Here is a 20,611-nt window from a genome sequence, read left to right as displayed (position 1 = left end):
ATGCCTCGGGAGGCCTAGATGATACCGCCGCCGCCGGCCGCAGAGGCTGGGCGTTCGGCGGAAACCTTTTTCCTGTAGCCGCTGGCGCGATAAGCTGCGATCGGGTCAATGGCGCCGCCCACGCGGCGGCGGGCTTCGGCGAGGATCGGCTCGACATCGGCACGGTAAGCACGCTTCAGCGTTTCCGTCGCCATCAGCGCGTCATTCTCGTCCTGATAGCCCGAAAGCGCCTCGCGGTCGACGATCAGGGCCTGCGCGTAGGCGCGGCGGATTTCGTTGGCGCTATTGATAAGGCTCTCGATCGGGTCCGTCACATTGTGCGACTGATCGATCATGTGCGCCGGATGGAAGCCATTTACGCCCCGTTGCTCGGCATCGACCAGTTCGTTGAAGACGAGGAACAGACGGTAAGGCTCGATCGAACCCGCGTCCAGGTCGTCGTCGCCATATTTCGAATCGTTGAAGTGGAAGCCGCCGAGCTTTCCGAACTGGATCAGGCGGGCAACAATCATCTCTATATTGGTATTCGGTGCATGGTGACCTAGGTCCACGAGGCACTGCGCTTTGGGGCCGAGCGTCTGAGCGATCAGATAGTTGGTGCCCCAGTCCTGCACGATCGTCGAATAGAAGGCCGGCTCGTACATCTTGTGTTCGGAGAACAGCTTCCAGTCCTCCGGCAACGCCTTGTAGATATCCGCCATGGAGGCAAGGTAGCGTTCGAAAGCTTTGGTGAAGTTGCTCTGGCCGGGGAAGTTCGAGCCGTCGCCGATCCAGACCGTCAGGGCCTTGGAGCCGATCGCCTTTCCGATCTCGATGCATTCGAGGTTGTGCTCGATGGCTTGTTGGCGCGTCGCCGCGTCCGTATGGCTGAGCGAGCCATATTTATAGGAATATTTCTGGCCCGGCGCATCCGAGAACGTGTTGGAATTCATTGCATCGAAGCTAAGGCCGAGCGCATCACCTTTGGCCTTCAACTCGCCGGCATCAGCCTTGTCCCAGGGAATATGGAGGGAAACGGTCGGCGTTGCCTGCGTCAGTTGATGAATGACGGCGCAATCGTCCAGCTTGTCAAAGATGCCGCGCGGCTCGCCCGTGCCGGGAAAGCGGGCAAAGCGTGTGCCACCCGTTCCCACGCCCCAGGAGGGAACAGCGACGAAGAATGCTGCGACCTTTTTCGTAATGGCGTCGATGTCTATGCCGCGGCGGGCAAGGTTTGCACCGAGCGCGTCGTAATCGGCCTTGAGCGCCGCCGTCCTCTTGTCGTTTTCCTCGACGATCAGATCCTGCGCAATCCTGAACTCAGCCATCAAATCCTCCCTGAAACGCGAACCATGGGGCCCTGTTCTGCGTTCTATTGCTTCATTCCTAACCCACCAAAGAGGCGCTCGTGGACGTCATCCGCATACTTCTCGCGATCATCCTGCCGCCGCTCGGCGTGTTCCTGCAGGTCGGGCTCGGCCTGCATTTCTGGCTCAATATATTGCTCACGCTCTGCGGCTACATCCCGGGGATCATCCACGCAATATGGGTGATCCTCCGGAAATAACGCCTTAGCGCGGGAAGCTCTGTGCGTTGCCGGCATCGACGTTGATGATGTTGCCGGTGGATTTTGCCGAAAGGTCCGAAGCGAGAAAATAGATCGCCTCGGCAATATCTTCCGGGAAGACGTTGAGCTTCAGCATCGAACGCTTGCGGTAGTGTTCCTCAAGGTCGTCCACTTCGATCTTCGAGGAAGCCGCGCGCTGTTCGCGCCACTCGCCGTTCCAGATCTTCGAGCCGCGCAGCACAGCATCGGGGTTCACCGTATTGACGCGAATGCCGGCTTCTGCGCCTTCGAGCGCCAGGCAGCGGGCGAGATGAATTTCGGCGGCCTTGGCCGTGCAATAGGCAGCAGCGTTCGGTGATGATGCGAGGCCGTTCTTCGATGCGACGAAGACCACATTGCCGCCGAGGCTCTGCCTGCGGAACAGGCGGAAGGCTTCGCGCGAAACGAGGAAATAGCCGGTCGCCAGGATGTCGATGTTCTTGTTCCACATCGAAAGCTCGGTGCTTTCGATCGGCGCCGACGACGCAATGCCGGCATTCGAAACGAGGATGTCGATGCCACCGAACTCGACACAGGATTCCCCAAAGGATGAGACCACCGCATCCTCCCTGGTGACGTCGAGCTTTACGGTGCGAACCGCATCCGCACCGTGCTTCTTCACGAAGTCGGCTTCAGTCGCCTCCAGTGCCGACTGGTCGATATCGGCAAGCACCACGCAGGCGCCCTCGCCTACCAGACGCGCCGCCGTTGCCCGGCCGATGCCGCCGGCACCGCCGGTGACGAAGGCAACCTTCCCGGCAAGGCTCTTGGGCTTCGGCATGCGCTGCAGCTTGGCTTCTTCCAGCAGCCAGTATTCGATATCGAAGGCTTCCTGTTCCGGCAGGCCTTGGTATTCGGAAACCGTCGAAGCGCCGCGCATCACGTTGATTGCATTGACGTAGAATTCGCTGGCGATGCGGGCGGTTGCCTTGTCGCGGGCAAAGGAGAACATGCCGACACCGGGAACAAGGAATATGACCGGGTTCGCATCGCGCATGGCGGGCGAATTATCGTGCTTGCAGTCGTTGTAATAGCGGGCGTAGTCGGCGCGATAGTCCTCCAGCGCCTTGTCGAGGCCGGCAACGATCGCATCGACATCCGGCCTTGCCGGGTCAAAATCGACGATCAGCGGGCGAATCTTGGTGCGCAGGAAGTGGTCCGGGCAGCTGGTGCCGAGCGCACCCAGCGGACGCAGGCTCTTCGAATTTACGAATTCGAGTACAGCATCCTGATCGTCGAAATGGCCGAGCTTGCGCTCTTGCTTTCCGATCCGGCCCCGGATTTCCGGCATCAAGCGGGCCGCAATCGCGCGGCGTTCGGAAACCGGCAGGCTCTGCGTTGCAGCACCGCCGAAGATCGTCTTGCCCTCGGTCTTTTCTGCAAACCAGACGATGGCTTTGTTGATGATGTCGAGGGTCAGCTCGTAGCAGGCCTTGGCGTCGTTCGCCCAGGTGAAGAGGCCGTGACTTTCGAGCACGACACCCTTGGCGTGCGGGTTCGCCTTGACGAAGGCTTCGAGATCGAGGCCGAGCTGGAAGCCCGGGCGGCGCCAGGGCAGCCAGCCGATGTCGTCGCCGAATATCTGCCGCGTCAGTTCCTTGGAATTCTTGGATGCGGCGATTGCGATTATCGCGTCCGGATGCATGTGGTCGACATGTGTGAAGGGCACGAAACCATGCAGCGGCGTATCGATGGAGGCGGCACGGGAATTCAGATTGAACGTGCAATGCGGCAGGAAGCCGACCATGCGGTCTTCGTCCTCGACGCCCTTATAGATGCCTTTCAGCGAATCGAGCTTGTCCTGATAGAGCGTCGCAAAGCCATCGAGCTTGATGGTGCCGACGTCGCCGCCGGAGCCCTTCACCCAGAGAACCTTGACCTTATCGCCAGTGAGCGGATCCGTTTCCATCACTTTGGCCGAGGTATTGCCGCCACCATAGTTGGTAATGCGCTTGTCGGCGCCAAGCAGGTTCGAGCGGTAGAGCAGCTTGCCGGGTTCATCGAGCCCTGCTGCGTAAGAATTATCCCAACGGTTCTCAAGAAGCCGGACGGTGGCCGCCATGTCATCCTCCCTTGTGTGCCTTATGCGCGGACGAAATCCACGTGCTATTCGGTGACGGTATCGCTCATCAAAACGCACATTGTCAATCGAAAACGATCAAAAACAATTATTGTGCAGCGCAATATGAAGATTCTTGATCGTTTTTGATTGACAGCTTTTAACGGATACGAAATAAATGCGACAGGGAGGAGCCAAATGCACGAACGTGAACGCCATCGCATCATCTTGAGCGCGGTCCAGGAAAAATCGGTCGTCACAATTCAGGATATTTCCGAATTGACCGGGGCTTCCGAGGCTACGATCCGTCGTGACATTGCGGCTCTCCATGTGCAGGGCAAGATCCGGCGTGTGCGTGGCGGCGCCGAGGCCGTCCATCCACCGCAGCTCGGCAATCTCGCGGGCCGCCCCTTTAGAGTTTCAGAATCTGTCAATATCGATAAAAAGCGCGCAATTGCGCGGGCCGCGGTCGATCTTTGCGACCCGGGCGACGCAATCATCATCAATGGCGGCACGACGACCTTCCAGATGGTGCACTTCATGTCGGCGCATCGCATGCAGGTCATGACGAATTCTTTCGCGATCGCCGAGCATTTGGTAAAACATTCCAAGAATACGGTGACGGTGCCGGGCGGCGTAATCTACCGCGAGCAGAGCCTCATCCTGTCGCCCTTCGACAATGACGCCATCCGCAATTTCTATGCGCGCCGTTTTTTCATCGGAGCTCAGGGCGTCGGCCCGCTCGGCATCATGGAAGCCGACGCGCAGATCATTCAAAGCGAACAGAAGCTGATGCATCAGGCCGACGAACTCGTCGTCATGGTCGATTCCAGCAAGTTCCGCCGCCGGTCGAGCCTCATTCTGTGCCCGCTCGACCGTGTTTCGACGATCATCACCGACGACGGCATCCAAGACGATTCCGCCAAGATGATCGAGGATGCAGGCATCCGACTCGTCGTCGCGAGCGCCGGCCTGCAATCGGTGAAGGAGGATTCCTCGTCGGTCGCCTGAGAAGCGCCGGCCAGGTGTAGTTAGTCTTAATCAACGTGGGAGGATGAAAGCATGAAACTCGCAAAGAAACTCGCGGTGGGCGTCGCACTCGCCGTCGCCATGATGGCAGGCACGGCAAGTGCTGCCGACATGAAGATCGGTCTTGTCGTCAAGTCGCTCGGTAACGGCTTCTTCGATGCGGCCAACAAGGGTGCCCAGGAAGCCGCCAAGGAGCTCGGCGGTGTCGAAGTGATCTATACCGGCCCGACCTCGACGACGGCCGAAGGCCAGATCGAAGTCATCAATTCGCTGATCGCACAGGGCGTCGATGCCATCGCGATTTCGGCGAACGACCCGGACGCTGTCGTTCCGGCTTTGAAGAAGGCTACACAGCGCGGCATCAAGGTCATTTCCTGGGATTCCGGTGTCGCCGCTGAAGGCCGCATCCTGCAGCTCAACCCATCGTCCAACGAGCTGATCGGCAAGATGTGCCTGACGCTTGTCAAGGATCACCTTGACGGCGGCAAGGGCGATTTCGCGATCCTGTCGGCAACGACGACCTCGACGAACCAGAACATCTGGATCGACCAGATGAAGAAGCAGCTCAAGGACTTCCCGGGCCTGAACCTCGTCACCACCGTTTACGGCGACGATCTTTCGGACAAGTCCTACCGCGAAGCCGAAGGCCTCTTGAAGTCCAACCCGAACGTCAAGGTCATCGTCGCTCCGACGACGGTCGGCGTTCTGGCGGCATCCAAGGTCGTCGAAGACAAGGGTCTCGTCGGCAAGGTCTATGTCACGGGTCTCGGTCTGCCGTCCGAAATGGCCGGTGCGATCAAGTCGGGCGCGACGAAGGAATTCGCCATCTGGAACCCGATCGACCTCGGCTATTCAGCCGCGCAGATTGCCTATCGCCTTGTCAAGGGTGAAACCGACGGCAAGCCGGGCAGCGAGATCGAAGCCGGCCGCATGGGCAAGATCAAGGTTGGCGACAACGGCGAGGCCGCAATGGCAGACCCGTTCGTCTACAACGCCTCGAACATCGACCAGTTCTCCAAGGTCTTCTGATCTCGAACCGTTATACATAAGCCCCGGCGGCTTTAGGGCCGCCGGGATTTCTCATTCGACACCGGTAACGCGCTGATGAACACTGCCCTTCAACAACCCGTCACGGACCGCAAGGCCGCAGATGCGCAGGCCATCCTCGAAATGCGGGGCATCTCGCAGATCTTTCCCGGCGTAAAGGCGCTCGACAATGTCAGCATCGCGCTCTATCCCGGCAGGGTGACGGCGCTGATCGGCGAAAACGGCGCGGGCAAATCCACGCTCGTCAAGATCCTGACCGGCATCTACAGGCCGAACGAAGGCGAAATCATCGTCGACGGCCACCCAGTCACCTTTGCAAGCGCGCAGGCCGCAATCGATGCGGGCGTCACGGCCATCCATCAGGAAACTGTCCTCTTCGACGAGTTGACCGTTGCCGAAAACATCTTCCTCGGCCATGCGCCGCGCACAAAATTCCGCACGATCGACTGGAAGCAAATGAACAGCCGCTCGAAGGAGCTGCTGACCTCACTCGAAAGCAATATCGATCCGACGATCCGGCTGAAGGACCTCTCGATCGCGCAGCGCCATCTGGTGGCGATCGCCCGCGCGCTTTCGATCGAGGCCCGTATCGTCATCATGGACGAGCCGACGGCCGCCCTTTCCCGTAAAGAAATCGACGATCTCTTCCGCATCGTCCAGGGCCTGAAGGAAAAGGGCAAGGCGATCCTTTTCATCAGCCACAAGTTCGACGAACTCTACGAGATCGCCGACAACTTCGTTGTCTTCCGCGACGGCCGCGCCGTCGGAAACGGCAGGCTGAAGGAAACGCCGCAGGACGCGATCGTGAAGCTCATGGTCGGCCGCGATGTCGAAAACGTGTTTCCCAAGTTTCCGGTGCAGATCGGCGGTCCGGTCCTCGAAGTCCAGAATTACTGTCACCGCACGGAATTCCGCGATATTTCCTTCACTCTCCGCAAGGGCGAAATTCTTGGCGTTTATGGCCTGATCGGCGCCGGACGCTCGGAACTTTGCCAATCGCTCTTCGGCATCACCAAGCCGCTCTCCGGCAAACTCATACTCGACGGCAAGGAGCTGTCGATTGCCTCTCCTCATGATGCCATACGCGCCGGCATCGTCTATGTGCCGGAAGAGCGCGGCCGCCACGGTCTGGCGCTGCCGATGCCGATCTACCAGAACATGACATTGCCGTCGCTGACGCGCACCTCGCGCAAGGGCTTCCTCAAAGCCGCCAACGAATTTGCGCTTGCCCGCAAATATGCCGAGCGCCTGGACCTTCGCGCCGCCGCCCTCTCCGTCCCTGTCGGCACGCTGTCAGGCGGCAACCAGCAGAAAGTCGTCATCGGCAAGTGGCTGGCGACGCAGCCCAAGGTCATCATCCTCGACGAGCCGACCAAGGGCATCGATATCGGTTCCAAGGCTGCCGTCCACGGCTTCATCAGCGAACTCGCCGCGGAAGGCCTTTCGATCATCATGATCTCCTCCGAACTGCCGGAAATCATCGGCATGTCGGATCGGGTGCTGGTGATGAAGGAAGGGTTGTCGGTCGGCCTCTTTGCGCGAGCAGAGCTTTCACCGGAGACACTGGTGCGCGCAGCGACCGGAAATGCATGAGGTAAAACATGGCAAGACTGATCAGAAAACGCGAAACACTGCTTTTCCTCATCATCGTCTTGATGATTGGGGTCTTTTCGACGCGCGCGGCGGATTTTGCGACGCCTTCGAACCTCGCCGGCATCTTCAACGATACGTCGATCCTCATCATTCTGGCGCTGGCGCAGATGACCGTGATACTGACGAAATCCATCGACCTTTCGGTCGCCGCCAACCTTGCCTTCACCGGCATGGCGATCGCGATGATGAATGCCGCCTATCCCGATTTGCCGCTGGTCGTCCTGATCCTTGCAGCGATTGCGATCGGCGCCTGCCTCGGTGCGATCAATGGCTGTCTCGTCTGGGCGCTTGAAATTCCGCCGATCGTCGTCACGCTCGGAACACTGACGATCTATCGCGGCATGGCCTTTGTGCTCTCTGGCGGCGCCTGGGTGAACGCCCACCAGATGACGCCGACGTTCCTTTCCGTGCCGCGCACGCTGATCCTCGGCCTGCCCGTTCTCGGCTGGGTAGGCATCGTCATCGTGCTGCTGATGTATATACTGCTGAAATACACCCAGTTCGGCCGCTCGGCCTATGCGACCGGCGGCAATCCGACGGCGGCCGTCTATGCAGGCATCGATACAGGCTGGACGAAGTTCCTCGCCTTCGTGCTGTCCGGTGCGCTCGCCGGCCTTGCGAGCTATCTTTGGGTCTCGCGCTACGCCGTCGCCTATGTCGATATCGCCAGCGGCTTCGAACTTGACAGTGTGGCGGCCTGCGTCATCGGCGGCATTTCGATTGCCGGCGGCGTCGGCTCGGTCATTGGTACCGTTCTCGGAGCTCTCTTCCTCGGCGTCATCAAGAACGCGCTTCCCGTTATCGGCATCTCGCCCTTCACGCAGATGGCGATCTCCGGCACCGTCATCATCCTCGCCGTCGTCTTCAATGCCCGGCGCGAACGCAGCCGCGGGCGCATCATCCTGCGCGACAAGGCAGCCGCAGAAACTCCAGCCGAGGTGACCGCATGAGCAGCGTTTCCGCCCCAATCGAAAAACGCGTGATTCCCGATCGTCTCGGCACGCCGCTCCGCCGCATCATGGCCAGCTGGGAAGTGCTGCTCTTCGGCGTTGCCATCGCCATCTTCATCTTCAATTCCATGGCATCGCCCTACTTCCTGAATGCCTGGAACCTCTCGGACGCGACCTTCAACTTCACCGAAAAGGCGATGATCGCCTTCGCCATGGCGTTGCTCGTCATTGCCGGCGAGATCGACCTTTCGGTAGCCGCCATCATCGCGCTTGCCTCGACCGCCATGGGTTGGGCCGCTCAGGCTGGCATCGGCACACCGGGCCTCGTCCTGATCGGTATCGGCACCGGTCTCGTCTGCGGGCTTTTCAACGGTTTCCTCGTCTCGGCATTGAAGCTGCCATCGATCGTCGTCACCATCGGCACGATGAGCCTCTTCCGCGGCGTTTCCTATATCGTGCTCGGCGACCAGGCCTATGGCAAATACCCCGCCGATTTCGCCTATTTCGGCCAAGGCTATGTCGTCTGGGTGTTCTCCTTCGAGTTCGTTTTGTTCATCGTGCTGGCGATCCTTTTTGCCATCCTGCTGCACGCCACGAACTTCGGCCGTCAGGTGTATACGATCGGCAACAACGATTTCGCCGCCCGCTTCTCCGGCATACCGGTCGAGCGCGTGAAATTCATCCTGTTCATGCTGACAGGCGTCATGAGCGGCGTCGCTGCCGTGTGCCTCACCTCGCGCCTCGGATCCACCCGTCCCTCGATTGCGCAGGGCTGGGAGCTCGAAGTCGTCACCATGGTCGTGCTCGGCGGCGTCTCGATCCTCGGCGGCTCCGGCACGATCGGCGGTGTCGTCATCGCCGCCTTCGTCATGGGTCTCGTTACGTTCGGCCTCGGCCTGCTCAATGTTCCGGGCATCGTCATGTCGATCTTCATCGGCCTGCTGCTCATCATCACGATTGCCATTCCGATCGTCGCCCGCCGTATCAAAGCCATGAGCTCCAAATGACCCTCGAAAAACACGCCTTCAAGATGAAGCTCAACCCGGGCATGGAAGCCGAGTACAAGAAACGGCACAACGAGATCTGGCCGGAACTTATCGAGCTGCTGCATCATTCCGGCGCCAGCGATTATTCGATCCATCTCGACCGCGAGACGAACACGCTGTTCGGCGTGCTGACGCGGCCGAAAGATCACACGATGGCAAGCCTGCCAGAGCATCCCATCATGAAGAAGTGGTGGGCGCATATGGCCGACATCATGGAAACCAACCCGGACAATTCACCGGTTCAGAGCGATCTGGTCACCGTCTTCCACATGCCATGAACAACATGCCCGATTACAGCCGCATCGCCGTTCTCGATATCGGCAAGACGAATGCGAAAGTCGTCGTGCTCGACAGCCAAACCGGCACGGAAATCGCAGCCGCAAAGACGGCGAATACGGTCGTCAGGTCCGGCATCTATCCGCATTATGATATCGACGGCTTATGGGCCTTCGCGCTCGATGCATTGAAGTCTTTCGCGACGGCGCCGGGCTTCGATGCGATTTCGATCACGACACACGGCGCGTCGGCAGCGCTCATCGGCGCCGATGGCAAGCTCGCCATGCCGGTTCTCGATTACGAGCACGAATATCTGCAAGAGATCCGAGAGGCTTATAGCGCGCTGCGCCCACCCTTCGAGGAGACCTATTCGCCGCGCCAGTCGATGGGGCTGAATGTCGGCGCCCAGCTTCACTATCAGAAAACGGCCTTTCCGCGGGAATTCGCGAAGGTGGCAACCATCGTCACCTATCCTCAATATTGGGCGGCACGGCTGACGGGCGTTACGGCGAATGAGTTGACCTCGCTTGGCTGCCACACGGATCTCTGGAATCCGAAGGCAGGTGAATATTCCTCGCTGGTCGATACGCTCGGCGTCCGCGATCTCATGGCGCCCATCCATTCGGCCTTTGAGGCGCTCGGTCCCGTCTTGCCGGAGATCGCTCGCGGCATCGAAATCGCTGCCGATATCCCGGTCTATTGTGGCATCCACGACTCCAATGCCTCGCTGCTGCCGCATCTCGTTGCGCGCCAGGCGCCCTTTGCGGTTGTCTCGACGGGCACGTGGGTTGTCAATTTCGGCGTCGGCGGCGACCTTACCCATCTCGACCCGAAGCGCGATGCGCTTGCCAATGTCGATGCCTATGGCCGCGCTGTGCCGTCCTCCCGCTTCATGGGGGGCCGTGAGTTCGAGATTCTTTCCACAGAAATCGGCAGTGTTCCGCCAGAGGACGTTGCGGCAGCTCTCGGCCCCGTCGTTGCGGGAAACCTGATGTTGCTGCCGAATGTCGCCACCGGCTCCGGCCCCTTCCCCGGCCGCCAAGGACGCTGGCTGAATGCCGATAGGGCAAGCCCTGCGGAACGCTACGCCGCCATGTGCCTCTACCTCGCCTTGATGACCGAGGCCTGCTTCGGCTTGATCGGCGCCAAGGGGCCTGTCATCGTCGAAGGGCCGTTCGCGCTGAACGAGACGTATCTCAAGGTTCTCGCAGCACTGACGGGGCGTGACGTGATTGCCCTGCCGGGATCGACCGGCACCAGTCAAGGCGCCGCACTGCTCACCGGCATCAGACCCACACCCGGTCCGGAAAGGCGTTTCACGCCAGCTGCGATTGCCGGCCTGAAAAACTATCGCCACACCTGGCACGCAGCGATGGAATAGCGGTCTTTTCATCCGCGCCCTTTACCTCGCCCAAGGCCGGCAGCTAATGTTGGATCGTTCAAAATCAGGTGGAGGAAACATCATGATGGATTCAAACGCGGTCTTCGATCCGCGTGCCCTTGCCGCGCGGCTTCGCAGTCTCCACAATGCCGGCAAACTGGCGCCGACTGCCAGTTTCGCGCTTCCCGCCGATCTCCGCCACGCCATGGATGCGCAGAATTTCCTCGCCGCCGAAGAAGGCATCACCAGCAATGCCTGGAAAGTGGCCGCTTCGCCGGATGGCCAGGCCGTGACGGCGCCGCTCCATCCCTATGCGGAAACCGATTCCGGTGCCCAAATCCCCTGGGCGAAGGGCATGAAGTTTGAAGCGGAGATTGCCGTTCGTCTCGGCAAGGATCTTGCGATCCGCGAAAGCAGCTACAGTCGCGCCGAAGTCGCCGATGCGGTTGCGACTGTCCATCTCGGCGCCGAACTCCTGGCTTCCGCCATCGAGGAAAGCGGCAGGCTCTCCTTTTTCCTCTTCCTCGCCGATCGCCTCGGCAACTGCGGCTATGTGCTCGGCCCGGCCATGCCGAAGACGCTGATCGATACGGCAACCGGAACACAGTTGAAAGTTACCTTCAACGGACAACCGATCTACGACGCCCCGGCGCAGCATCCGAAAGGCGACGTGCTCACCTGGCTTGTCGGCTACGCCAATGACAGGTTTCGGCCGGAAAACTCGCTGAAGGCCGGCGCGTTGATCACCACAGGCACCCTTTGCGGCGCGATTGAACTCGCTTCGCCGGGCGAGATCGATATCCTCCTTGGCGAGGCCAGTAGGCTTCACCTCTCGCTCATCGCGAAATAATCAGACTTTGCTGCGAAACATCTCGATGATGGCGGAGAAGTCCCTTCCGCCATTGCCCTGCTTTTCGAAGAGCGCATAAAGCTGCGCGGCTTCGGCGCCGAGCGGGGTCGATGCGCCGCTTGAAAGTGCGGCCTCCTGCGACAGCCGCAGATCCTTCAGCATCAGAGCAGCGGCAAATCCTGGCTTGTAACCGTTGTTTGCCGGCGAGGTCGGTACCGGACCCGGCACCGGGCAATAGGTGTTGATCGACCAGCACTGGCCGGACGAGGTCGAGGCAACATCAAAGAGCGCCTGATGCGAAAGGCCGAGTTTTTCCGCCAGCACGAAAGCTTCGCAAACACCGATCATCGAGATACCGAGGATCATATTGTTGCAGATCTTGGCCGCCTGCCCAGCACCCGCTTCGCCGCAGTGGACGATCTTCTTGCCCATGGCTTCGAGGATCGGTTTTGCCTTGGCGAAACTCTCTTTTGAACCGCCCGCCATGAAGGTCAGCGTACCGGCCGCTGCCCCGCCGGTTCCGCCGGAGACGGGAGCGTCGAGCGAGAGGCAGCCTGCGGTTTTGGCCATCGCATGGGCCTTGCGAGCACTTTCGACATCGATCGTCGAGCAGTCGATCACCAGTGTTCCTGCAGGAATGGAAGCGAGAATGTCTGGCCAGGCCGTCAGCACATGTTTGCCCTGCGGCAGCATCGTGACGACGATCTCGGCATTGGCCACCGCCTGGCTGATGTGGCCCGCAGGCTTCACGCCGGTTTCCTCCGCCGCCTTGAGAACTGGCGCAGCAAGATCAAAACCCGTCACCTCATGCCCGGCCTTGACGAGATTTGCCGCCATCGGTCCGCCCATATTGCCGAGCCCGATAAATGCGATCCGTGCCATGCTGGCCTCCTATCTGTTGTCTTCGAGGATCATTGCGGCAGCCTTTTCGGCGATCATGATCGTCGGCGAATTCGTATTGCCTGACGTGATGGACGGCATGATGGAGGCATCTGCGATCCTGAGCTTGCCGAGCGCGCGCAGCTTGAGCCGCGGATCAACAACGCTGTCCTTGTCTGCGCCCATCCGGCAGGTGCCGACCGGATGGAATATCGTCGTGCCGATGTCGCCCGCCGCCCGCTCCAGATCGGCCTCCGTCTGATAGGAGGGGCCGGGTTTGAATTCCTCCGGCTTGAAGCGCGCGAAGGATGGCTGCAAAACGATCCGCCGCGTCAGCCTTATCGATCGAACAGCGATGTCGCGATCACGCTCCGTCGAGAGGTATTTCGGCGCAATCGTCGGCTGCGCGGCGAAATCCGGGCTCGCAAGATGGACGGAGCCGCGGCTCTCCGGCCTCAGGTTGCAAACGCTTGCAGTGATCGCTGGAAAGGCGTGCACCGGATCGCCGAACTTGTCGAGCGAGACCGGCTGCACGTGATATTGCAGGTCGGGCGTCTCCTTGTCAGGCCCTGAGCGCGTGAAGATGCCAAGCTGGCTCGGCGCCATGGCCATCGGCCCTGAGCGGCGGATGAGATATTCGAGCCCGATTGCTGCCTTGCCGATCAGCTTCGTTGCTTTCTCATTCAGCGTCGGCACACCGGTGACCTTATAGGCGAGGCGAAGCTGCAGATGGTCCTGCAGGTTCTCGCCGACGCCCTTGACCTCGGTAACGACGTCGACGCCGGCATTCTTCAGGACCTCGCCGCGGCCGATGCCGGAAAGCTCCAGGATATGCGGCGAGCCGATGGAGCCAGCCGAAAGCACTGTCTCCCTGGTGGCGTAAGCGCGCTTCGCGATGCCGTCATGCTGGAACTCGACGCCGGAAATGGCTCCCTCCTCCACAAGCAGCCGCCGCACTTGCGCCTTGGTCAAAACCGTTAGATTGGCGCGCTTCATCGCCGGCCGCAGGAAGGCCTTTGCCGTGTTCCATCGAATGCCGGAGCGCTGGTTGACGTCGAAGTAGCCGGAGCCCTCGTTGCTGCCGCGGTTGAAATCCTCCGTCATCGGAATACCAGCTTCCCTTGCCGCCTGCTGGAAGGCATCGAGCACGGCCCAGCGTACCCGCGCCTTCTCCACGCGCCATTCGCCGCCGGCACCATGGATTGCGTCTGCACCGCGGTAATGATCCTCCGATTTGCGGAAGAACGGCAGGACGTCATCCCAGTTCCAGCCGGCACACCCCATCTGCCGCCAAAGGTCATAGTCGCGCGCCTGGCCACGCATGTAGATCATGCCGTTGATCGAAGAGCAGCCGCCGAGCACCTTGCCGCGGGGATAACCCAAGGCCCGGCCGTTCAACCCTTCCTCCGGTGCTGTCGTAAAGCACCAGTCGGTGCGCGGATTGTTGATGCAATAGAGATAGCCGACCGGAATATGGATCCAGTAGTAGTTGTCGCTGCCACCGGCTTCCAGCAGCAGCACGCGGCGATTGCGGTCTTCGGACAGGCGGTTGGCCAGCACGCAGCCCGCGCTGCCTGCGCCGATGATGATATAGTCGTAACGATCCATCTGATGTCACCGGCCGTTCAACGGCGATATACGAAGCCCAGTTTCCGGCCGACCCACGAAGCGTAGAACTCGCCGACGATGCCGCGACGGAAGATCAGCACGCAGATCATGAAGACGACGCCGGTGATGATCGTGACCGGGAATTCCGAGGTCGCGAGATAATTCTGCAGTGTCACAACGAGCCCTGCCCCGAAGATCGGGCCAATCAACGTGCCTATGCCGCCAAGAAGCGTCATTAAGATCACCTCGCCCGACATCTGCCAGGCGACGTCCGTCAGCGTCGCGAACTGGAAGACCAGCGATTTCAACGCCCCAGCCAGCCCGGCAAGGGCCGCCGACATCACGAAGGCGCCGAGCTTGTAATGCGCCACCGAATAGCCGAGCGATATCGCCCGGTTCTCGTTCTCGCGGATCGATTTCAGGATCATGCCGAAGGGCGAATGGATGAAACGCCAGATCAGAAGCATGCCGATGATGAAGATTGCCAGCACGAAATAATACATGTTGGTCGAATTGTTCAGGTCGATGAAGCCGAAGAGATGCCCCCGCGGCACGGACTGGATGCCGTCCTCGCCCTCAGTGAATTCCGCCTGCAGGCAAAAGAAGAAGAACATCTGCGAAAGCGCCAGCGTGATCATCGCGAAATAGATGCCCTGACGGCGAATAGCGAGATATCCCATGACGAGACCGAGGAGCGCCGCACCCACGACGCCCGTAAGGATGCCGAGCTCCGGCGGGAAGCCCCAGGATTTCACCGTATAGGCGGTGAAATAGGCCGCCCCGCCGAAGAAGGTGGCATGCCCGAAGGATAGCAGCCCGGTGTAGCCGAGGAGCAGGTTGAAGGCGCAGGCAAAGAGCGCAAAGCACAGGAGCTTCATCAGGAAGATCGGATAGAAGAAGTACGGCGCGAGCAGCAGAAGCAAAAGGCCGATGATCAGGAAACCTGCCTGTACCGACAGTGCGGTGCGGCTCTTTTCTGCACGAATGGTTTCGGTGATGTCCGTCATCTTACGCATCCCGGCCGAAGAGGCCCGCGGGCCTGACGAGAAGTACGATCGCCATGATCACGAAGATCACGATGTTCGACGCTTCCGGATAGAAAACCTTGGTGAGACCCTCCGCAATGCCCAGCACATAGCCGGTGACGATCGCCCCCATAATCGAGCCCATGCCGCCGACGACCACCACGGCGAAGACGACAATGATGATGTTCGATCCCATCAGCGGCGAGACCTGGTAAATTGGCGCCGCCAGCACGCCGGCAAAAGCTGCAAGACCGGCGCCGAGCGCGTAGGTCAGAGTCAGGAGCAGCGGCACGTTGACGCCGAAAACCTGCACCAGCACGGTATTTTCCGTCGCCGCGCGGAGATAGGCTCCGAGCTTGGTCTTCTCGATGAGAAGCCAGGTGCCGATGCAGACCACGAGTGACATGACGATCACCCAGCCGCGATAGATCGGCAGGAACATGAAACCGAGGTTGGTTCCCCCTGCAAGTGCTGCCGGCGTAGCGTAGGGCTGGCCGGACGAGCCGTAGAGATAGCGGAAGGTCCCTTCGATCGCCAGCGCCATGCCGAAGGTGAAGAGCAGGCCGTAGAGCGGATCGAGGTCATAGAGCCGCCGCAGGAAGAGCCGTTCCACGACGGCGCCGAACAGGCCAACAGCGACCGGGGCGAGAATAAGCGCCGGCCAGTAGCCGATACCACCATAGGCAAGCATCAGATAAGCGACGAAGGCACCTAGCATGTACTGCGCGCCATGCGCAAAGTTGATGACGCGCAACAGCCCGAAAATGATCGCCAGGCCGAGACTCAAAAGCGCGTAGAAGGAGCCGTTGATGAGGCCGATCAGCAATTGGCCGAGAAGCGCCTGAACGGGAATGCCGAAGATCATCGTCATGGCATCACACTCCCAAGACCCTGTGCAGCGTATCCATCCGCTGCGGCAGGTCGCCAACCGGGAAATCGGCGACCATCTGCCCATGATCCATCAGATAGAAACGGTCGGCAATACGGCTTGCAAACCGGAAGTTCTGCTCGACAAGGAGAATGGTCATGCCGCGCTCCTTCAGCTTCTTCAATACCTCGCCGATACGCTGGACGATGACCGGCGCCAGACCTTCCGTCGGCTCGTCGAGCAGCAGCATCTTGACGCCGGTGCGCAGAACGCGGGCGATCGCCAGCATCTGCTGTTCGCCGCCGGAAAGCTTGGTTCCAGAGCTCGCGCGGCGCTCGTAGAGATTCGGGAAAAGCTCGTAGATCTCGTCGAGGCTCATGCCGCCCTCGGCAACAACCGGCGGCAGAAGCAGGTTTTCCGAGACCGTTAGTGTCGAAAAAATGCCGCGCTCCTCGGGCACGAAGCCGATGCCCTTGTGCGCCGTCTTGTGCAGCGGCACCTGCATCATGTCCGCTCCACCAAAGCTGATCTTGCCTTTGCGAGCCCGGACAATGCCGGTGATCGTGCGCAGTGTGGTCGTCTTGCCGACGCCGTTGCGGCCGAGGATGGTGATCGTCTCACCCTCGCCGACGCGCATGTCGACGCCGTGCAGGACGTGGCTTTCGCCATACCAGGCATTAAGGCCCTGAACGTCCAGAAGGGTAGCCATCAACCTTCCTCCGTGCCCATATAGGCCTCGCGGACGCGCGGGTCCTGGCTGACGGTCGCATAATCGCCCTCGGCGAGGATTTCGCCACGCTGGAGCACGGTCACCTGCTGACAGATATTGGCGACGACGGAGAGATTGTGCTCGACCATCAACACCGCGCGGTCGCGGGCAACCTCGCGGATGATGGCCGAAACGACGCTGACGTCCTCCCGCCCCATGCCTGCCATCGGCTCGTCGAGCAGCAGTACCTTCGGGTCGAGCGCGAGCGTCGTGGCGATCTCCAGCACGCGCTTGCGGCCGTAGGAGAGATCGGCAGCGATTTGGTCCCGCTCCTTGGAAAGCCCGACGCTTGCGAGCAGCTGCTCGGCACGATTGTTCAGGCGATCGAGCGCCGACACCGGCCGCCAGAATTGCGTGGAGAGATTGTTCGGCCGTTGCAGGGCGACACGCACATTGTCGAGCACCGACAGATGCGGGAAGACCGCCGAAATCTGGAACGAGCGCACCAGCCCCATGCGCGCCACCTTGTCGGGCGGCGTCCGGGTGATGTCCGTGCCCATGAGCGTGATCGTGCCGTGCGTCGGCTGCAGGAACTTGGTCAGCAGGTTGAAGACCGTCGTCTTGCCCGCGCCGTTCGGCCCGATGAGTGCATGGACGCTTGCGTCATGCACATCGAGATCGACATTCTTGACGGCCGCGAAGCCGCCGAAATCCTTGCGAAGGCCGCGGGCGGACAGGACCACCCGCGGCGTCGCATTCGTTTGTGTTGCGGAGACCGCCATCAGCTTATTTCACCAGATCGCAGCCGCTCTTGGCGGGATCGATATAGGCGTCCTTACCGGGGATGGTGGCGAGAACGTTGAAGTAGTCCCAAGGTTCCTTGCTTTCGTCCGGCTTCTTCACCTGCAAAAGGTACATGTCGTGGATCATGCGGCCGTTCGGGCCGACGGTGCCGCCGCGGCCAAAGACGTCGTCCACCGGCATCTCGTGCAATTGCTTGGCAACAGCATCCGTTTCGTCCGTGCCGGCCTTCTGGATGGCCTTCAGGTACTGAAGCACGGCCGAGTAGGTGCCGGCATGGGTCATGTTCGGCATCCTGCCGGTGCGCTCGAAGTATTTCTTCCCGAAGGCGCGGCTTTCCTCGTCCAGGTTCCAATAATAGCCTTCCGTCAGGGTCAGGCCCTGCGCCGCCTCGAGGCCGAGGCCGTGAACCTCAGCGAGCGTGAAGAGAAGCGCGGCCAATCGCTGGCCACCCTGCGTGATGCCGAATTCAGCCGCCTGCTTGATGGCATTCGCCGTATCGAGGCCTGCATTGGCAAGGCCGACGACCTTGGCGCCGGAGGATTGAGCCTGCAGCAGGAAGGACGAGAAATCCTGGCTGGCGAGCGGATGGCGCACGGCACCGACGACGGTACCGCCATTGGACTTCACGAAATCGCTCCCCTGTTTCTCCAGCGAATAGCCGAATGCGTAGTCGGCCGTCAGGAAGAACCAGCTGTCGCCGCCCTGCTTGACAAGCGCGCCGCCGGTGCCGACGGCAAGTGCATGCGTGTCATAGGCCCAGTGGAAGCCGTAGGGCGAACAGGCCTTGCCCGTCAGATCCGTCGTCGCGGCACCCGTGACGATATCGATCTTCTTCTTCTCTTTGCCGATTGCCTGGACAGCAAGCGCGACCGACGAGGTCGTCAGTTCCATGATCGCGTCCACCTGTTCGGTATCGTACCATTGGCGGGCGATGTTCGATGCGATGTCCGGCTTGTTCTGATGGTCGGCGTCGACGATCTCGATCGGAGCGTCAAGCACCTTTCCGCCGAAATCTTCAGCCGCCATGTTGGCGGCTTCGACGGACCACTTGCCGCCGAAATCGGCATAAACGCCGGATTGATCGTTCAGGATGCCGATCTTCACCTTTCCATCGGAAGCACCGTCGGCGAGTACCGCGGTGCTGCTTGCAAGCAGGAATGCCACGGACGCAATGAGATTCTTTCGCATATGTCTCTCCTCCCAGAGATGGCCAGATCGCGAGTCTGTTCAAAATTGGCCAGCGGTTCTCCTCAACCAGCCGACGCTACGCCTACGATCACGGAAATTCCGCGTTGAGGCAACGGGCGGTTTACAATTAATTGCAAACAGTATCTGTTCGTTTTTGAACAGAACTGCGTGAGAACGAAACCTAGGGCGCTTTCCGATCTTGTGCAGCCATCGACGATTGGACCAAAGACGTAGATGGATGCGTGACGCCGCATGAGCAATCCTCCACAATTTACTTGGGACGACCTGCAGTTTTTTCTAGCGGTGGCGCGCACCGGCCAGCTCTCGACGGCTGCAAGGCAGCTGCGCAGCAGCCACGCCACCGTCTCACGGCGCATCGACAGGCTGGAATTCGCTCTCAAGGTCAAGCTCTTCGAGCGCAACCCGCGCGGCTACGTGCTGACGGCGATGGGTACGCGTTTCGTGGACACCGCCGAAAAGATGGAGCAGGAGACCGAGCGCCTACGTGCCGATCTTGCCGCAGGCTCGATGACGCAGCGAGGCGTCGTGCGGCTCAGCGCGCCGGAAGGCTTTGCGAATTTCTTCTTTGCGAGCGTGCTGCCGAAATTCGCAGCACATCACCCGCATCTGTCGCTCGAATTGGTGACGATCCAGCAGATCATGTCGCTGTCGCGCAAGGAGGCCGACATTACCGTCGTATTGGACGAACCCAAGGGCGGACCGTATTTTTCCGAGAAGCTGACCGACTACCATCTGCAGGTTTACGGTTCGCGGGATTATCTCGCCAAAAACCCGCCGGTTACCTGTCGCGACGACCTGCTCAACCATCCCTTCATCAGCTATATCGAAGAGATGATCTTTGCGCCGGGACTTGATTATCTCGGCGACGTCCATCCGCGCATCAAGCCGCAGTTCCAGAGTTCCAGCATCTTTGCGCAGCTGACGGCGACGCGAAACGGCCTGGGGCTTTGCGTGCTTCCCTATTTCTTCGCAAGCCTTTATCCGGAGCTGGTGCGCGTCCTGCCGGACGAGGTGGACCTCTGCCGGAACTACTGGGTCACTTGTCATCAGGATATGAGACAAGCGCCACGCGTGCGCGCCGTCATCGACTTTCTGCGCGAGGCCGTGAAAGGCGAGGACGCGCGGTTCATTCCGCCATTTGCGGCCGCAATGCATTCCGGCCGAAAGGCCGGATGACTATTTCAGGAATTCGGCGCGGTGCGGCGTGAAGGTGTCGATCAGCCGCCCCTTCTCCAGCGCCGTGACGCCGTGAACGAGGTTCGGCGGCACGATGAAGCTGCCGCCCTGTTTCAGGACTTCGGTCTTGCCGTCGATGGTAACCGCAAAGCTGCCTTCGGCGACGTAGCTTGCCTGGATATGCGGATGGGAATGGGCAGCACCGATCGCGTCCTTTTCGAAGGCGACTTCCACCATCATCATTTCCGGTAGGTAGACCATGATGCGGCGCGTGACGCCCGGCTCAGGGCTGATCCAGTCAGCGCCTTCGGCATGCACGAAAAGAGCGCTCGATGTCATTTTCGCCTCCTCATTCGATTCCTTTGGACGGCAAGTTGGAACATCGAAACCTGTTTGAAAAGAGCCCGTCCGCTATATTCCTCCCGATTGACGCCGAACCTACCCGGGGTTATGGCCA

20 protein-coding genes are annotated in these 20,611 nt (G+C 60.4%); 10 read left to right on the top strand and 10 right to left on the bottom strand.

What is annotated here, in order from left to right:
* Nucleotides 1-14: 14 nt before the first annotated feature.
* On the bottom strand, nucleotides 15-1,307 hold the full coding sequence (gene rhaI, locus BN1800_RS25365; protein WP_027510962.1) for an L-rhamnose catabolism isomerase: 1,293 nt from the start codon (nucleotides 1,305-1,307) through the stop codon (nucleotides 15-17).
* An 80-nt stretch (nucleotides 1,308-1,387) separates the two neighbouring features.
* On the opposite strand from rhaI, the gene BN1800_RS25360 reads away from it, so the two are divergent.
* Nucleotides 1,388-1,546, top strand: coding sequence for a YqaE/Pmp3 family membrane protein (locus BN1800_RS25360; protein WP_037142322.1), 159 nt, complete (start codon nucleotides 1,388-1,390; stop codon nucleotides 1,544-1,546).
* A 4-nt stretch (nucleotides 1,547-1,550) separates the two neighbouring features.
* On the opposite strand, the gene BN1800_RS25355 is transcribed toward BN1800_RS25360, so the two are convergent.
* The gene (locus BN1800_RS25355) at nucleotides 1,551-3,647 is read right to left on the bottom strand and encodes a bifunctional rhamnulose-1-phosphate aldolase/short-chain dehydrogenase (RefSeq protein ID WP_087001648.1); all 2,097 of its coding nucleotides are present in this window, start codon (nucleotides 3,645-3,647) and stop codon (nucleotides 1,551-1,553) included.
* Between the two features lie 195 nt (nucleotides 3,648-3,842).
* Here BN1800_RS25355 and BN1800_RS25350 point away from each other — a divergent pair, with 195 nt between their 5' ends.
* From BN1800_RS25350 to BN1800_RS25315, 8 genes are all read left to right on the top strand, one after another.
* On the top strand, nucleotides 3,843-4,655 hold the full coding sequence (locus tag BN1800_RS25350; RefSeq protein ID WP_027510964.1) for a DeoR/GlpR family DNA-binding transcription regulator: 813 nt from the start codon (nucleotides 3,843-3,845) through the stop codon (nucleotides 4,653-4,655).
* Between the two features lie 51 nt (nucleotides 4,656-4,706).
* Nucleotides 4,707-5,702, top strand: a complete 996-nt coding sequence (gene rhaS, locus BN1800_RS25345) for a rhamnose ABC transporter substrate-binding protein (protein ID WP_087001647.1) — start codon at nucleotides 4,707-4,709, stop codon at nucleotides 5,700-5,702.
* A 75-nt stretch (nucleotides 5,703-5,777) separates the two neighbouring features.
* Entirely contained in the window at nucleotides 5,778-7,313 is a 1,536-nt protein-coding gene (locus tag BN1800_RS25340) for a sugar ABC transporter ATP-binding protein (protein ID WP_087001646.1), read from the top strand.
* An 8-nt stretch (nucleotides 7,314-7,321) separates the two neighbouring features.
* Nucleotides 7,322-8,323: an ABC transporter permease gene (locus BN1800_RS25335; protein ID WP_087001645.1), complete on the top strand. Its 1,002-nt coding sequence runs from the start codon at nucleotides 7,322-7,324 to the stop codon at nucleotides 8,321-8,323.
* Nucleotides 8,320-9,330: an ABC transporter permease gene (locus BN1800_RS25330; protein ID WP_087001644.1), complete on the top strand. Its 1,011-nt coding sequence runs from the start codon at nucleotides 8,320-8,322 to the stop codon at nucleotides 9,328-9,330. Before BN1800_RS25335 ends, BN1800_RS25330 begins: the two co-directional genes overlap by 4 nt.
* The gene (gene rhaM, locus BN1800_RS25325; RefSeq protein WP_027510969.1) at nucleotides 9,327-9,647 is read left to right on the top strand and encodes an L-rhamnose mutarotase; all 321 of its coding nucleotides are present in this window, start codon (nucleotides 9,327-9,329) and stop codon (nucleotides 9,645-9,647) included. The genes BN1800_RS25330 and rhaM overlap by 4 nt, the downstream gene beginning before the upstream one ends.
* Before the next feature lie 5 nt (nucleotides 9,648-9,652).
* Nucleotides 9,653-11,026 carry an FGGY-family carbohydrate kinase gene (locus tag BN1800_RS25320; RefSeq protein ID WP_087001653.1) on the top strand — a complete coding sequence of 458 codons (1,374 nt, stop codon included), beginning with the start codon at nucleotides 9,653-9,655 and terminating at the stop codon, nucleotides 11,024-11,026.
* 82 nt (nucleotides 11,027-11,108) lie between these two features.
* Nucleotides 11,109-11,876, top strand: a complete 768-nt coding sequence (locus BN1800_RS25315) for a fumarylacetoacetate hydrolase family protein (RefSeq protein ID WP_087001643.1) — start codon at nucleotides 11,109-11,111, stop codon at nucleotides 11,874-11,876.
* Here the strand turns inward: BN1800_RS25315 and mmsB are convergent, their stop codons facing one another.
* From mmsB to BN1800_RS25280, 7 genes are read right to left on the bottom strand one after another with little or no spacing between them, the layout of a single operon-like run.
* Nucleotides 11,877-12,758 (bottom strand): 3-hydroxyisobutyrate dehydrogenase, encoded by an 882-nt coding sequence (gene mmsB, locus BN1800_RS25310; protein ID WP_087001642.1) that lies wholly within the window; start codon nucleotides 12,756-12,758, stop codon nucleotides 11,877-11,879.
* Between the two features lie 9 nt (nucleotides 12,759-12,767).
* Complete coding sequence (locus tag BN1800_RS25305; protein WP_087001641.1) at nucleotides 12,768-14,363, bottom strand: GMC family oxidoreductase; 1,596 nt, start codon at nucleotides 14,361-14,363, stop codon at nucleotides 12,768-12,770.
* 17 nt (nucleotides 14,364-14,380) lie between these two features.
* Nucleotides 14,381-15,370 (bottom strand): branched-chain amino acid ABC transporter permease, encoded by a 990-nt coding sequence (locus BN1800_RS25300; RefSeq protein WP_087001640.1) that lies wholly within the window; start codon nucleotides 15,368-15,370, stop codon nucleotides 14,381-14,383.
* A gap of 1 nt (nucleotide 15,371) precedes the next feature.
* On the bottom strand, nucleotides 15,372-16,259 hold the full coding sequence (locus tag BN1800_RS25295) for a branched-chain amino acid ABC transporter permease (RefSeq protein ID WP_087001639.1): 888 nt from the start codon (nucleotides 16,257-16,259) through the stop codon (nucleotides 15,372-15,374).
* A gap of 4 nt (nucleotides 16,260-16,263) precedes the next feature.
* Nucleotides 16,264-16,965 carry an ABC transporter ATP-binding protein gene (locus tag BN1800_RS25290; protein WP_087001638.1) on the bottom strand — a complete coding sequence of 234 codons (702 nt, stop codon included), beginning with the start codon at nucleotides 16,963-16,965 and terminating at the stop codon, nucleotides 16,264-16,266.
* On the bottom strand, nucleotides 16,965-17,747 hold the full coding sequence (locus BN1800_RS25285) for an ABC transporter ATP-binding protein (RefSeq protein WP_027510977.1): 783 nt from the start codon (nucleotides 17,745-17,747) through the stop codon (nucleotides 16,965-16,967). The genes BN1800_RS25290 and BN1800_RS25285 overlap by 1 nt, the downstream gene beginning before the upstream one ends.
* A gap of 4 nt (nucleotides 17,748-17,751) precedes the next feature.
* The gene (locus BN1800_RS25280) at nucleotides 17,752-18,957 is read right to left on the bottom strand and encodes an ABC transporter substrate-binding protein (RefSeq protein WP_087001637.1); all 1,206 of its coding nucleotides are present in this window, start codon (nucleotides 18,955-18,957) and stop codon (nucleotides 17,752-17,754) included.
* 252 nt (nucleotides 18,958-19,209) lie between these two features.
* Here BN1800_RS25280 and BN1800_RS25275 point away from each other — a divergent pair, with 252 nt between their 5' ends.
* The gene (locus BN1800_RS25275; protein WP_087001636.1) at nucleotides 19,210-20,154 is read left to right on the top strand and encodes a LysR family transcriptional regulator; all 945 of its coding nucleotides are present in this window, start codon (nucleotides 19,210-19,212) and stop codon (nucleotides 20,152-20,154) included.
* On the opposite strand, the gene BN1800_RS25270 is transcribed toward BN1800_RS25275, so the two are convergent.
* On the bottom strand, nucleotides 20,155-20,493 hold the full coding sequence (locus BN1800_RS25270; RefSeq protein WP_027510980.1) for a cupin domain-containing protein: 339 nt from the start codon (nucleotides 20,491-20,493) through the stop codon (nucleotides 20,155-20,157). It abuts the gene before it with no gap.
* Nucleotides 20,494-20,611: the final 118 nt, after the last annotated feature.

Origin of the sequence: Rhizobium sullae (genome assembly GCF_900169785.1) — a bacterium.
GTDB lineage: Bacteria > Pseudomonadota > Alphaproteobacteria > Rhizobiales > Rhizobiaceae > Rhizobium > Rhizobium sullae.
This window is presented reverse-complemented; position numbering and strand designations above follow the sequence as displayed.